The organism is Paraburkholderia tropica, assembly GCF_014171495.1.
In the GTDB taxonomy this organism is placed as follows: domain Bacteria; phylum Pseudomonadota; class Gammaproteobacteria; order Burkholderiales; family Burkholderiaceae; genus Paraburkholderia; species Paraburkholderia tropica.
The window spans coordinates 1,101,935-1,115,257 of the sequence record NZ_CP049136.1; the positions used below are offsets into that span (position 1 = coordinate 1,101,935).

Annotated in this window: 10 protein-coding genes and 3 pseudogenes; 10 read left to right on the plus strand and 3 right to left on the minus strand. The window is 66.0% G+C overall.

Going from position 1 to position 13,323, the window contains the following annotated elements:
• The first annotated feature begins 248 nt into the window (after positions 1–248).
• The 6 genes and pseudogenes from G5S35_RS28430 to G5S35_RS40340 all read left to right on the plus strand — a co-directional run.
• Positions 249–716: a rhodanese-like domain-containing protein gene (locus tag G5S35_RS28430; protein ID WP_065060488.1), complete on the plus strand. Its 468-nt coding sequence runs from the start codon at positions 249–251 to the stop codon at positions 714–716.
• 48 nt (positions 717–764) lie between these two features.
• Positions 765–1,703: a serine O-acetyltransferase EpsC gene (gene epsC, locus G5S35_RS28435; protein ID WP_065060489.1), complete on the plus strand. Its 939-nt coding sequence runs from the start codon at positions 765–767 to the stop codon at positions 1,701–1,703.
• Positions 1,700–1,963 carry a helix-turn-helix domain-containing protein gene (locus G5S35_RS28440; RefSeq protein WP_065060490.1) on the plus strand — a complete coding sequence of 88 codons (264 nt, stop codon included), beginning with the start codon at positions 1,700–1,702 and terminating at the stop codon, positions 1,961–1,963. Before epsC ends, G5S35_RS28440 begins: the two co-directional genes overlap by 4 nt.
• Before the next feature lie 165 nt (positions 1,964–2,128).
• On the plus strand, positions 2,129–3,061 hold the full coding sequence (locus G5S35_RS28445; protein ID WP_065060491.1) for a family 2A encapsulin nanocompartment shell protein: 933 nt from the start codon (positions 2,129–2,131) through the stop codon (positions 3,059–3,061).
• The gene (locus tag G5S35_RS28450; RefSeq protein WP_183039578.1) at positions 3,036–5,081 is read left to right on the plus strand and encodes a family 2A encapsulin nanocompartment cargo protein cysteine desulfurase; all 2,046 of its coding nucleotides are present in this window, start codon (positions 3,036–3,038) and stop codon (positions 5,079–5,081) included. The genes G5S35_RS28445 and G5S35_RS28450 overlap by 26 nt, the downstream gene beginning before the upstream one ends.
• Before the next feature lie 401 nt (positions 5,082–5,482).
• Positions 5,483–5,697 (plus strand): annotated as a pseudogene (locus tag G5S35_RS40340) (IS30 family transposase); the annotation flags it as partial.
• Between the two features lie 86 nt (positions 5,698–5,783).
• On the opposite strand, the gene G5S35_RS28455 reads toward G5S35_RS40340, so the two are convergent.
• From G5S35_RS28455 to aptA, 3 genes are read right to left on the minus strand one after another with little or no spacing between them, the layout of a single operon-like run.
• Positions 5,784–6,554, minus strand: coding sequence for an SDR family NAD(P)-dependent oxidoreductase (locus G5S35_RS28455; RefSeq protein WP_183039579.1), 771 nt, complete (start codon positions 6,552–6,554; stop codon positions 5,784–5,786).
• 47 nt (positions 6,555–6,601) lie between these two features.
• Entirely contained in the window at positions 6,602–7,333 is a 732-nt protein-coding gene (locus tag G5S35_RS28460) for a sulfite exporter TauE/SafE family protein (RefSeq protein WP_065060507.1), read from the minus strand.
• On the minus strand, positions 7,330–8,676 hold the full coding sequence (gene aptA / locus G5S35_RS28465) for an omega-aminotransferase AptA (RefSeq protein WP_074986135.1): 1,347 nt from the start codon (positions 8,674–8,676) through the stop codon (positions 7,330–7,332). Before aptA ends, G5S35_RS28460 begins: the two co-directional genes overlap by 4 nt.
• Before the next feature lie 97 nt (positions 8,677–8,773).
• Between aptA and pdxR the strand changes: the two genes are divergently transcribed.
• The 4 genes and pseudogenes from pdxR to G5S35_RS28485 all read left to right on the plus strand — a co-directional run bounded on the left by pdxR (position 8,774) and on the right by G5S35_RS28485 (position 13,300).
• Entirely contained in the window at positions 8,774–10,288 is a 1,515-nt protein-coding gene (gene pdxR, locus G5S35_RS28470) for a MocR-like pyridoxine biosynthesis transcription factor PdxR (protein WP_237181548.1), read from the plus strand.
• A 262-nt stretch (positions 10,289–10,550) separates the two neighbouring features.
• Positions 10,551–11,612: pseudogene (gene tauA / locus G5S35_RS28475) on the plus strand (taurine ABC transporter substrate-binding protein).
• Between the two features lie 26 nt (positions 11,613–11,638).
• Positions 11,639–12,422 (plus strand): annotated as a pseudogene (locus G5S35_RS28480) (taurine ABC transporter ATP-binding protein).
• The gene (locus tag G5S35_RS28485) at positions 12,422–13,300 is read left to right on the plus strand and encodes an ABC transporter permease subunit (protein ID WP_183039580.1); all 879 of its coding nucleotides are present in this window, start codon (positions 12,422–12,424) and stop codon (positions 13,298–13,300) included. Before G5S35_RS28480 ends, G5S35_RS28485 begins: the two are co-directional and overlap by 1 nt.
• Positions 13,301–13,323: the final 23 nt, after the last annotated feature.

Genomic DNA, 13,323 nt, shown 5'->3' on the forward strand with positions numbered 1-13,323 from the left:
TTCGCGACGATCGTGCGCGATATATGCAAAGACGAATAAGTCACTTCAATTGCAATGTGTCGGATTCCATACTGACTCTCGCGTATGCGCGGCGGGTGGCGAGATGCCGGATTCGCCGCCGCGTATTTGAATAGCAGCTTTTCTTGGTTGGAGGCGATGCAGTTTCCTCGCATAGTGGAATCCAGACGTCTATAGACGGCAGCGGCCGGGATGGCCGGCACGTTGCCGCTGTTCTCATGGAGGCACACATGACGGTGGAATTGCACGAAAAGCCGCTGCACGCGGATCTCGAAGCGGCGCGCGAAGCCGCGCAAACGGCGGGTTTGAGCTACGCGGGCAGCGTGACGCCGCAACAGGCGTGGGCGCTGCATCAAGCGGGTGACGCGGTGCTCGTCGACGTGCGCACGGCGGAAGAGCGCGCATTCGTCGGACAAGTGCCCGACACGCTGCATGTGCCCTGGGCGACGGGCACGAGCCTCACGCGCAATCCGCGCTTCGTGCGCGAGCTTGAGGCGAAAACGGGCAAATCCGCCGCGATCGTGCTGTTGTGCCGCAGCGGCAATCGCTCGGCGCAGGCGGCCGAGGCGGCGGCGAAAGCGGGCTTTGCACAGGTGTTTAATGTAAGCGAGGGCTTCGAGGGCGATCTCGACGAGACGCGCCGCCGAGGTCGGCAAAATGGCTGGCGTTTCCACGGCTTGCCGTGGGTGCAGGACTGACTCGATCCCGTACGCCGCATCCAGAACCACCACAACGAGGGACCCGGCGTGACCGCTTTTCATGTGACTGAAATCGTTGACGCGCTGCAGGCCGTCCGGCAGCAGTGGCGCGAGCGCCAGCGGCGCGCGCTCGAACCGGGCGGGCGCGATCTGCCTGCACGCGAGGCGCTCGCGCAGGTCGTCGAAACGCTCAAGGGCGTGCTGTTCCCGATGCGGCTCGGGCCGCCCGATCTGCGTCAGGAAAGCGAAAACTTCTACGTGGGCCATGCGCTCGACGCGGCGCTGCACGGCTTGCTCGCGCAGGCGCGTCTTGAGTTGCGCTACAAGGCGCGGCGTGCCGACGCGGATTCCGGTTCGGACATCGATGCGCGCGCGGCGGCGGCAGTGCAGGCATTCGCGCGTCGGCTGCCGGAGATCCGCGCGCTGCTCGACAGCGACGTGCTCGCGGCCTACACGGGCGATCCGGCGGCGGGCAGCGTGGACGAGGTGCTGCTCTGCTATCCGGGCGTGCTCGCGATCATCCATCACCGCTTCGCGCACGAGTTGTACCGGCTCGGGCTGCCGCTGCTCGCGCGCATCATTTCGGAACTCGCGCACGCGGCGACCGGCATCGATATTCATCCTGGTGCGCAGATCGGCAGCGCGTTCTTCATCGACCACGGCACCGGCGTGGTGATCGGCGAAACGGCCGTGATCGGCGAGCGCGTGCGCGTGTATCAGGCGGTCACGCTCGGCGCGAAGCGCTTTCCGCGCGACGCGGCGGGCAACCTCGAAAAGGGCCTCGCGCGTCATCCGATCGTCGAGGACGACGTCGTGATCTACGCGGGCGCGACCATCCTCGGCCGCGTCACGCTTGGGCGCGGCGCGGTGATCGGCGGCAACGTCTGGCTCACCGAGAGCGTGCCGCCGTTCTCGCACATCACGCAGGCGATCACGCGTCACGAAACGCGCGCATCGGCGGCGCTCAGCGCGGGCGTGCCGTCATGAACGGCATCGTCCACGACTTCGGCGCGACGGTGCGGCGTTTGCGCGAGGCGCATGCGTGGTCGCAGGAGCGCCTCGCCGAACATGCGGGCCTGAACCGCACCTACATCGGCGAAATCGAGCGCGGGACCGCGATTGCGTCGATCGTCACCGTCGAGAAGCTCGCGTTCGCGTTCGGCGTGGGCGTGGCCGAACTGCTGGCCGGTTCGGCGCTGATCGTGTCGGGCGAACGCGCGCGCGCAGCAGGCGGCCTGCGCCCCTGAGCCGCTTCTTTTCTTCCACCTGCGTTTGATGCAACGCGTGCACCGCCGCGTGCGCGCTGCGTGTTGACGCCTATAGCCGGTTGAAGTGCGCACAGTGGCTTTTCATAATCGCCACTCGTCATAAGCAATGTGTTTTTTGTTCTAAGCAACCGGAGCCCCTTGTCCATGTCCACGACTTTGAGCAGTCAGACGGCGCTTGGCGATAATGCCGCGCGTCAGTTGGCGAACGCCACCAAGACCGTCCCGCAGCTTTCCACGATCACGCCGCGCTGGCTGACGCACCTGCTGCAATGGGTGCCGGTCGAAGCGGGTATTTATCGCCTGAATCGCGTCAAGGATCCCGAAGCCGTGCGCGCGGCCTGCACCGCGCGCGAAGACGAAGGCACCTTGCCGCGCACGTTCGTGCCGTACGAAGAGCAGCCGCGCGAATATTTCCTGAACGCGGTAAGCACGGTGCTCGACGTGCATACGCGTATTTCCGATCTCTATAGCAGCCCGCACGATCAGATCAAGGAGCAACTGCGCCTCACGATCGAGACCATCAAGGAGCTGCAGGAGAGCCAGCTGATCAACAATCCCGATTACGGTCTGCTGGCCAACGTCGAGGAAGATCAGCGCATTTTTCCGCTCACGGGCGCGCCCACGCCCGACGATCTCGACGAACTGCTCACCAAAGTGTGGAAGGAGCCTGCGTTCTTTCTCACGCATCCGCTCGCGATCGCCGCGTTCGGACGCGAATGCACGCGCCGTGGCGTACCGCCGCCGACGGTCAGCCTGTTCGGCTCGCAGTTCCTCACGTGGCGCGGCATTCCGCTGATTCCCTCGGACAAGGTGCCGGTCGCCGACGGCAAGACCAAGATCCTGCTGCTGCGCGTGGGCGACAAGCGTCAGGGCGTGGTCGGTCTCTATCAGCCGGGTGTGGCGGGCGAGCAGGGGCCGGGGCTGTCGGTCCGCTTCATGGGCATCAACAACCAGGCGATCGCTTCGTATCTGATCTCGTTGTACTGCTCGCTCGCGGTGCATTCTCCGGATGCGCTGGCCGTCCTCGATGAAGTGGAGATCGCCAAGTACCATGACTATCCCGACACCTACCGTTAATCCCGCGGCCGTCGAGCATCCGCCGTTGCCGGGCGGCTTGCCGGACCCCGCGACGCTGGCGAGTCTCGCGAACGCGTTCTTCAGCGCGCTGCCGGGCGGTAAGAGCGGTGTGTCAGCGCCCGTTGTCGCGAGTCCCGATGTATCCGCGGGCAGCGGCGCGACGGGCGGCTTGCCGTCGGCGCTGCCGGCTGCGGCGCCGATCCTCGCGTCGGTCAGCAATCCCGCGCCGGCCGGTTCGCCGCTGGCGGGACCGGGCGGCACGGGCACGGGCGTGCCCGGCTTCGCGCCGCCGCAAGGCAAGGCGCCGGGGCTGAATCTCGCGCCGTCCGCGCCCACGCACGTGCTCTCGCTCGGCAATCGCGCACCCGCGCTCGCGCCGCATGCGGCCGCTGCAAACGGGCTGCCGGATTCCGCCGTGTCGATTGCGCCGGCGCTCGAACCGCGTGCGGGCGGAGCGCTGCTCGGCGTGCCGCCGGTTCAGGAGGCGGCAAGCCCGACGCACGCACCGCCCGCTACGCCTGCCGCCACGGGACCGTCGCCGTTCTATTTTCTGCACGGCGCGCAGAACGGCTGGCACGGGCGGGCGCAGGACATCGACGTGCCCGTTCATGGTCACGGCCAAGGACAGGCTTCGCCGCAAGCGTTCGGTCTGCCCGGCGGCGACGTGTTGCGCGATCTCGTCGTGTTCGAACCGCGCAGTGTGGGCGTACCCAATGTGAGCGGAGTAAGCGGCGAAAGCGCGCGCTATTTCGTCGACGAGCGCGAGGCGGCCGTGCCGCACGGTCTGAAGTCGTCCGCGCATCCGCCGTTCGATGTGAACGCCGTGCGCCGCGATTTCCCGATCTTGCAGGAGCGCGTGAACGGCAAGCCGCTGATCTGGTTCGATAACGCGGCGACGACGCACAAGCCGCAAGCCGTGATCGACCGGCTCGCCTATTTCTACGCGCACGAGAACTCGAACATCCATCGCGCCGCGCATGCCCTCGCGGCACGCGCAACCGATGCCTACGAGCATGCGCGCAAGACCGTGCAGCGCTTCATCAACGCGTCGTCGCCGGATGAGATTGTGTTCGTGCGCGGCACCACCGAGGCGATCAACCTCGTGGCGAAAAGCTGGGGCGCGCAGAACGTGGGCGAGGGCGACGAGATCATCGTCTCGCACCTGGAGCATCACGCGAACATCGTGCCGTGGCAGCAACTGGCCGCGCAGAAGGGCGCGCGTCTGCGCGTGATTCCCGTCGACGATTCCGGCCAGGTGCTGCTCGACGACTACCGCAAGCTGCTCAGCGATCGTACGAAAATCGTGTCGGTCACGCAGGTGTCGAATGCGTTGGGGACGGTGGTGCCGGTGCGCGAGATCGTCGAGCTGGCGCATCGCGCGGGCGCGAAGGCGCTCGTGGACGGCGCCCAGTCGATCTCGCACATGCGCGTGGACGTGCAGGCGCTCGACGCGGACTTCTTCGTGTTCTCGGGCCACAAGATCTACGGTCCGACCGGCATCGGCGTGGTGTACGGCAAGCGCGAGGTGCTCGAAGCGATGCCGCCGTGGCAGGGCGGCGGCAACATGATCGAGGACGTGACCTTCGAGCGCACGGTGTTTCATGGGCCGCCCGCGCGCTTCGAGGCGGGCACCGGCAATATCGCCGATGCGGTGGGGCTGGGCGCGGCGCTCGACTACGTGAGCCGTATCGGCATCGAGAATATCGCGCGCTACGAGCACGATCTGCTCGGCTACGCGACGAGCGTGCTCGCGCCCGTTGCCGGCGTGCGACTCGTAGGCACCGCGCGCGACAAGGCCAGTGTGCTGTCGTTCGTGCTGAAGGGCTACACGACGGCGGAAGTGGGGCAGGCGCTCAGCGAAGAAGGTATCGCGGTGCGCGCGGGCCATCATTGCGCGCAGCCGATCCTGCGGCGCTTCGGTCTCGAAGCGAGCGTGCGTCCGTCGCTCGCGTTCTACAACACCTGCGATGAAGTTGATGCGCTGGTGGCGGTCGTGAGGCGGCTCGCGTCGCGCCGTTAGAGATCGGGGGGCCGGTGTTGATTCGGCGCCGGCCCGCTGTTTTACCGATCCCGCGAATGGTGACGCCACGCTTGTGGCCGCTTTTTCGCCGATAACGATCAAACCCGCTTCGGGCTCGGCCGGCAATCAATATTTGCAGCGCTGTTAGCTACCAAAGGCATTGTCAGAATATCGGATGAGGTTTCAATTTCGAGCCATCCGTGATCCGGCTATAACGGAATGGACTCAAATCGATAGGAGGAGGATTGCCGAGTACCAGCGCAGCTATCGCATTTCCCGCGCCTGGACCGACGCCAAACCCGTGACCACTGAATCCGGATGCGACGACCAGCCCCGGCACGGAGTCAGCGATCTCGCGAGAGGCGGTTTCGATAGCTCGCGAGGATCAGGCGGCAAAGCGCTTGCAACGATTGCGAACCCTGCGTCGGTCCCGTCTCGCACCCTGAAAACGGAGGGTCGTACGGACATCCGCGACGTCGTGTCGATCAGTGAACGACTCGCGACAGCGGAGTGTCGCGCAATGCCGGTGCACTGGAAAAGTGATTTGCTTGATGGCAACGCAACGAGCCGGATTGCGACGCGCGTCGGAGGTCAAAGTCGGTTCGCGATGCGGGTAACGTCGCCATAAAAAACCGCCGCCATACCATGACTTCTTCGGATAGCCGCCGCAACCGCGGCGCTATCTGATGTCTGAAGGGTTCGCTATGCCGCTGAGTCTTGCTCGGCCGGCTTTCGTACCACCTGAAAATTCCCTGATGCCTGCGATGTCGGCATCATCTCGATCGCATTGATATTGACGTTGGGCGGCAATGAAAGCAACCAGGAGATCGTGCTGGCGATATCGTCCGCGGTAAGCGGCGAGGTGTCGTCATAGAGCGCTTTTGCGCGGTCGCGGTCGCCTTGAAAGCGGGTGATCGAGAATTCGGTGCCGCCGCACAGCCCCGGCTCGATTGTCGTGACGCGCACGTTCTTGCCCGCCAGATCGGCTCTCAGGTTCAGGCTGAACTGATGGACGAACGCCTTCGTCGCGCCGTACACGTTGCTGCCCGGATACGGGTAGGTGCCGGCAATCGACCCGAGGTTGAAGATCCAGCCGCGATCGCGTTCGACCATGCCGGGGAGGGCCGCGTGGGTGCAATACATGAGACCCTTCACGTTCGTATCGACCATGGCTTCCCAGTTTTCCAGCGACGCGCAATACGCCGGTTCAATGCCGAGCGCCAGGCCGGCATTGTTGACGAGTACGTCGATGCCACCATATTGACGCTCGATATCGGCGAAGAACTGCTTGACTGCTGTGGCGTCGCGCACGTCGAGTGTGCTGGCGACGAGCCGTTCGCCGCAGCGCCGGGCGAGGGCCTCAAGCCGGTCTGCGCGCCGCGCGGTTGCGAAGACACGATGACCTTCGTTGCACAGGCGGGCACTGATCGCCTCGCCAAAACCGGCGCTCGCGCCCGTTACGACAATATTCATAGTGGAGACAATTCTCGATGACGATGAGGGAAACTGGACGCCCGCCGTCAGCTGACGAGCGCAAGGCATCCCGAGAGCAGCAACAAGCCGCTGACGATTCGATCGAACGCGACGCGCGACATGCGCGCTCCGCTGCGCTCGCCCAGCAGCACGCCGAGGGCGAACGCCGGCGCGAGGCCGACGCCGGTGATTGCGTGAGACACGGTGATGCGATGGCTGATCGCGAACAGCAGCGCCGTGCCGCAGAACAGCGCTGCAAAATAGCCGAGCAGGTTGGCGCGCAGCGCCGGTCCCTGATCGATGCCCGCGAAGTAGTAGACCGCGGGCGGGCCACCGAGCCCGGCGAGCGCGGTGAGCATGCCGCTCACGACGCCGGCTGCGACGAGCGGCATGCCGCTGCCGTGGTGCCGCCAGCGCCAGCCGCGCATATGGAGCACGGTGATCGCGAGTACGGCGATCGCGGTCGCGTGCCTCAACCTGCGCGCATCGGCGCCCGCCATCCAGTGCGACGCGAGCGCCGCGCTGACGAGCGCGACGGCCGCGAGCGGGAGTATCGAGCGCCAGCGTGCGACGCGGCCCCATTGCCGGATGCCCTGCAACGACGTCACGCAGTGGACGAACACGATCATGGCGGCCGTGTCCGCCGGGCCGAGCAGCAGGCCGAACAGCGGCGCCATCACGAGCGCGCCGCCGAACCCCGTCAAGCCTTTTGCGACACCGGCGAGCAGGCTGATCGACGCGAGCCAGGCGAGCGTGGCCGGTGTGCCGGCCAGCGTCACGCGCCGAACGACAGCAGGGTGTTGCGCAGGACGTCGACAGTCTGGTCGATGTGTTCGCGATCGAAAACGAACTGGGGCGCGACGATCGCGCAGTCGCCGGTTGTCTTCAGGTGCAGGCCCGCGTCGTAGAGCTTGCGTTGCAGCAGATGGCCGCGTCGTCCGGGCTTGCCGTCCGACTGCACGTCGATTCCCGCGAGCATCCCGTAGCCGCGTATATCGGTGACGATGGGCAGTTCGGCCAGCGTTGCGATCTGTTCGAGGAAATAGCCGGAAAGCGATTGCGCGCGTTCGAACAGGCGCTCGTCGCGATAAATGTCGAGCGCGGCGAGTGCGGCGGCGCTCGCGACCGGATGCGCGGACCAGGTATAGCCGTGGAAGAACTCGATCGCGCCGTCCGGGGCGCTGTTCACAATCGCGTCGTGGACGTGATCCGCCACAGCGACGGCCGCCATCGGCACGGCGCCGTTGGTGATCGCCTTGGCCATGGTGATGAGATCGGGCGTCACGCCGAAACTTTGCGACGCGAACGCTTCGCCGGTGCGCCCGAAGCCGCAGATCACCTCGTCGAATACCAGCAGAATGCCGTGCGCCGTGCAGATTTCGCGCAGCCGTTCGAGATAGCCTTTGGGCGGAACCAGCACGCCGGTCGATCCCGCAATCGGTTCGACGACACAGGCTGCGATGTTTTCCGCGCCGTGGAGAAGGATGAGGCGCAGCAGGTCGTCCGCGAGTTCGCGGCCGTGTTCGGGCTGGCCCGTGACGTAACGGTTTTCCTCGAGCCAGGTATCGCGCATGTGCACGACGCCGTGCACGATATTGCTGAAGGCCCGGCGGTTGTTGACCATGCCGGACAGTGCGACACCGCCGAAATTCACGCCGTGATAGGCGCGCTCGCGCGACACAAACATCGTGCGGCCGGCCGCACCGACTGCGCGTTGATAAGCGAGGCAGATTTTCATCGCGGTATCGACCGCCTCGGAACCCGAACTGACGAAGAACAGCTTCCCGATGCCCTGCGGCAGCAGTTGCGCAATGCGAGTCGAGAGTTCGAACGACTTTGGATGGGCGCGCAGGAAGCTCGGCGAAAAGTCGAGCGACAGCAATTGCGCATGCACGGCTTCGGCGATTTCGGCGCGGCAATGTCCGGCGGGCGTCGTGAACAGGCCCGACCCGGCGTCGAGAACCGGCCGCCCGTCCAGGTCGTAGAAGTATTGATCCTTCGCGCTCCCGAACATCTGCGGGGCGGATTTGAATTCGCGGTTCGGCGTGAACGGCAGCCATTGGTGCTGCAAGGAGGCCGATCCGGTGGTGAGCGGGGAAAGTGGGGCGTGCGGGGCGTTCATGATGACGGCTCCTGATGAGATGGTGCCATGATCAATTCTTTTTTGTCGTCCGCATAATGCCAGCGAAGGGTTTCGATGGTGCCAGCCGGGAGGGCGGATGCAGTGTGACGAACATGAACTGATGTGGCGGCAACTGCTGTCGAGCCCGGCGCAGGGCGGCACGCTGCTTCAGGCGCGGCTGCGCACCGCGCTCGTCGGTGCGATCCTCGACGGGCGCCTTCCGCCTGGCTTGAAGCTGCCGTCGGGGCGCGATCTGGCCGTTCTTGCCGGCGTGTCGCGCAACACGGTCGTGCTCGTCTACGAGCGCCTCGTGTCGGATGGCTATCTCGAAGCGCGTGCGCGCGATGGGTTCTATGTGTGTAGCGCGATCGATCGCGCGGACGTCGCGCACGTCGGTGGTGCCCAGGCCAGCGGCCGACCGGACTGGCAGGCGCGTACCGCCCGCCTGCAGGAATCGTTCCGCTGGCTCGACCGTCCGTCGGGTTGGGAGAAGTTCCGCTATCCGTTCGTCTATGGCCAGTTCGACCCGAGCCTTTTCCCGCTCGCGCACTGGCGCGAATGCAGCCGGCGCGCGCTTGAAGTCGCCGCGGTCGAACACTGGGCGCAGGACAGCACGGGCGGCGACGCGGCGGCACTCGTCGACCAGTTGATCCGCCGCGTACTGCCCCGGCGCGGCATTGCCGCGACGCCGGACCAGATCCTGCTCACGCTCGGCACGCAGCATGGGCTGTATCTGCTGGCCGATCTGTTCGCGCGAGAGGGCACGAGGATCGGCGTCGAGGACCCCGGCTACATGGACGCGCGCAATATCTTCGCGCATCGGCGGGCGCAGATCGTGCCGCTGCCCGTGGACGCGCAGGGCGTGGCATGCACGCCGGCGCTCGCCGAATGCGATTATGTCTACTGCACGCCGAGTCATCAATGCCCGACCGGCGTGACGATGAGCACCGAGCGGCGGCTCGCGCTGCTCGATCACGCGACGCGTCACGACCAGATCATCATCGAGGACGACTACGATCCCGAGACGCAGTACCTCGGCCAGCCGCTGCCGGCGCTGAAGGCCATCGACAAGAGCGATCGCGTGATCTATCTGAGCAGCCTGTCGAAGCTGCTGTCGCCGGGATTGCGGATCGGTTACATCGTTGCTCCCGCATCCGTCATTGAGCGTCTGCGCGTGATTCGCCGGCTCATGGTGCGTCAGGTGCCGGGCAACAACCAGATCGCCGCGGCGCTCTTTATCGAGCACGGCCATTACGACCGACTGCTGACGCAGACGCGCCAGACGCTCGGCGCGCGCGCCGGGGCGGTCGGCGACGCGTTGCGCCGCCATCTTCCCGATGCGTGCTTCGAACCGCCGCGCGGCGGCTCCGCACTGTGGCTGCGCCTGCCGGGACACCCCGACCTGGCCGCGCTGCGCGCCGCCTCCATCGCGGAAAAGCTGATCTACGATCCCGGCGAGCCGTTCTTTCATGGCGCGATGACGCAGCCGCATCTGCGACTCGGATTTTCGTCGATCCCGCTTGAGCGCATCGAGCCCGGTGTTCAGACGCTGGCGCGGCTTGTCCGCCAGTGCATGCGTCGCGCCGGTGCGCGCGCCACGATGCAGACGTGAGCGTCGACCCGGCATCGTGCCACGCGCACAACGAACGCACGGCCGCTGCACCAGAACGGTACTTGCACGAGACGGCGCGCGCGCTACCTTGCCGATGATGCGGCGCTCACGCCGCGCGCCGCACGAGCGATAACACGGCTGGCCCTGTTGAAAGTCGTCGCTGGCACCATCCATTGGCCTGGATTCTGCGTCGCTGGATGGGGCGCGATATGCACGTGAAGCATGTCGCCGATCGACATCCCATCAATCAAAGGACGACTGCATGAAGACGCTTGCCCGACGTTTTGGTTCGACCCGCACGCAGGTTTCCCGCATCGCGCGTACGCTCCTCGTGCTCTGCGCGGCAGGGGCGGCCTGCACGGCAACCCGCGCGTTCGCCGCCGACAAGGAAGTCACGATCGCCTATCAGGACATGATGGTGCCGTGGCGCTACGCGCAACAACTCGACGAAGCCGGCAAGGCAACCGGATACAAGGTCAGCTATCGCAAGTTCGGCGGCGGCGGCGATGTGATTCGCGCCATGGCGTCGGGCAACGTGCAGCTCGGCGAGGCGGGATCGAGCCCGGTTGCCGCCGGCCTGAGTCAGGGATTGCCGATCCAGCTCTTCTGGATTCTCGACAATATCAACAACGCGGAAGCGCTCGTCGCGCGCAAAGGCAGCGGCGTGACCACGATCGCGCAACTCAAGGGCAAACGTCTGGGCGTGCCGTCGTCTCGACGAGCCATTTCCATGCGCTGCTTGCGCTCAAGCGGGCCGGGCTCCAGCCGGGCGACGTGAAGGTGCTGAACATGAGGCCGGCGGAAATCGCGGCCGCCTGGGAGCGCGGCGACATCGACGCGGCCTACGTCTGGAACCCGGTGCTCGGCAAGATCGAACAGAACGGAACGGTCGTCACGACGTCGGGGAAGATCGCGGCGGAAACGGGCCTCGCGACCTTCGACGGCTTCGTGGTGAACCGCGACTGGGCGAAAGCCAATCAGCCCTTCATGCCGCGTTCGTGCAGATTCTCGCGAAGGGCGATGCGGACTATCGCGCGCATCCCGACCAATGGACCGGCGCGACGCCGAAGGGCCGGGCGGTGGCGGCGGTGTCGGGCGGCGCGCCTGACGAAGTGCAGGCGGCGCTCGCGCTCTACGCGTTCCCCACGCCGCAGGAGCAGGCATCGGACAAGTGGCTCGGCGGCGGCAGTGCGTCCGGCGCGGCGAAATCGCTGGCGGCGACGGCGGCCTTCCTCAAGGAGCAGAAGACCTTGCAGAGCACGCTGCCGGACTATTCGTGGGCGTCACCGACGAATACGTGAAAGCGGCCGCTGGCATCAAGTGACGCGCACGTAGCGCAAGGAGAGCGATATGCTCGAAATCAGGGATCTTTCGATCGAATATCCGGTTCCCAAAGGGCAGCCGAATCTCGCGCTCGACAAGTGTCGATGGCGATCGAGGCGGGGGAATTCGTGGTCGCGCTCGGCGCGTCCGGATGCGGCAAGACCACGCTGCTCAACGCGATCGCCGGTTTCATCGCGCCGACGCGCGGCGATATTCTGCTCGACGGGGCGTCGGTCGACGGACCGGGCTCGGAACGCGGCGTCGTCTTCCAGAAACATGCGCTGATGCCGTGGATGAACGTCGTCGAAAATGTCGAGTTCGGTCTTCGCCTGCGCCGCATGCCGCTGCACGAGCGACGCCGTATCGGCATGGAATGCTTGCGCCGCGTCGGGCTGTCCGAGGTCGCGCACCGGCCGGTTTACGAGCTGTCGGGCGGCATGCAGCAACGCGTGGGCGTCGCGCGGGCCATTGCGTCGTCGCCGCGGGTGATGTTGCTGGACGAGCCGCTCGGCGCACTCGACGCGTTCACCCGCGAATCGATCCAGACGTTGCTGCTCGACCTCTGGCACGACGCGAACGGCGTGTTCTTTTTCATCACGCACGATGTCGAGGAAGCGCTCTTTCTCGCCACGCGCCTCATCATCATGGCGCCGAAGCCGGGGCGCATCGTGCGCGAGATGAAGCTGCCGTTCGCACGGCAATACCTCGAACGGGCGACGCCCGCGCAGTGAAGTCGAGCGCGGCGTTCATCGAGATGCGCGAACAGGTGCTCTCGCTCGTTCATGCCGCCACCTCAGGAGGGCTCAACTGATGACGGGTACGACGCCGATCAAACTGGCCGAGCACGCGAACCCGGCCGTCCCGCCTGCCGTGCCACGACAGGCGCGCCGCCGTTGTGCGAGCCGCTATGGCGCGCCGGGGCAAGGCAATACGGGGATGATCAGCGCGGCGACGACCGTCGCGTTGATCGTCCTGTGGTGGGCCGCGACGCATTTTGGCTGGATCAAACCCCTGTTCCTGCCGTCGCCGGGTGCGACGTTCGACGCCTTCATCGGGGCGATCAAGGGCGATACGCAAGGCGGCACGCCGCTCGTCGAGCACGTCTCGATCAGTGTCGTGCGCGTGATCAGCGCGTTCGCGCTCGCGGTCGTCACGGCGGTTCCCGTAGGCATCGCGATGGGCACGTCGCGGATCGCTCGCGGGATCTTCGATCCGGTGATCGAGTTCTATCGTCCGTTGCCGCCGCTGGCCTATCTGCCGTTGATCGTGATCTGGCTCGGCATCGACGAAACCGCCAAGATCACACTGATCTACCTCGCCTGTTTCGCGCCGCTCGCGATGGCATCGAAAGCGGGCGTGCGCTCGGTCGCGATCGAGCAGATCAATGCGGCGCGCTCCCTCGGCGCGACGCGGTGGCAGGTGATCCGGCTCGTCGTGCTGCCCGCCGCCATGCCGGAGATTCTGACCGGCATGCGTATCGCCATCGGCTTTGGCTGGACGACGCTGGTCGCGGCGGAGATGGTGGCGGCCACCGCGGGCCTGGGCCAGATGGTGCTCAATGCGTCGAACTTTCTGCGCACCGACGTCGTCATCATGGGGATCGTGCTGATCGGCGTACTGGCCTATTGCTTCGATCTGCTGATGCGTCAGGTCGAACGGGCGCTGACGCCGTGGAAGGGCCGCATGTGACGGGCGCCTGACGGCGCGAGCGG

What these genes read in the sequence shown, in the direction of transcription:
- G5S35_RS28430 (WP_065060488.1), top strand. Translation starts at nt 249, where the DNA reads ATGACGGTGGAATTGCACGAAAAGCCGCTGCACGCGGATCTCGAAGCG.
- aptA (WP_074986135.1), bottom strand. Translation starts at nt 8,676, where the DNA reads ATGAACGCCCCGCACGCCCCACTTTCCCCGCTCACCACCGGATCGGCC.
- G5S35_RS28445 (WP_065060491.1), top strand. Translation starts at nt 2,129, where the DNA reads ATGTCCACGACTTTGAGCAGTCAGACGGCGCTTGGCGATAATGCCGCG.
- G5S35_RS28450 (WP_183039578.1), top strand. Translation starts at nt 3,036, where the DNA reads ATGACTATCCCGACACCTACCGTTAATCCCGCGGCCGTCGAGCATCCG.
- G5S35_RS28485 (WP_183039580.1), top strand. Translation starts at nt 12,422, where the DNA reads ATGACGGGTACGACGCCGATCAAACTGGCCGAGCACGCGAACCCGGCC.
- pdxR (WP_237181548.1), top strand. Translation starts at nt 8,774, where the DNA reads ATGCAGTGTGACGAACATGAACTGATGTGGCGGCAACTGCTGTCGAGC.
- G5S35_RS28440 (WP_065060490.1), top strand. Translation starts at nt 1,700, where the DNA reads ATGAACGGCATCGTCCACGACTTCGGCGCGACGGTGCGGCGTTTGCGC.
- G5S35_RS28455 (WP_183039579.1), bottom strand. Translation starts at nt 6,554, where the DNA reads ATGAATATTGTCGTAACGGGCGCGAGCGCCGGTTTTGGCGAGGCGATC.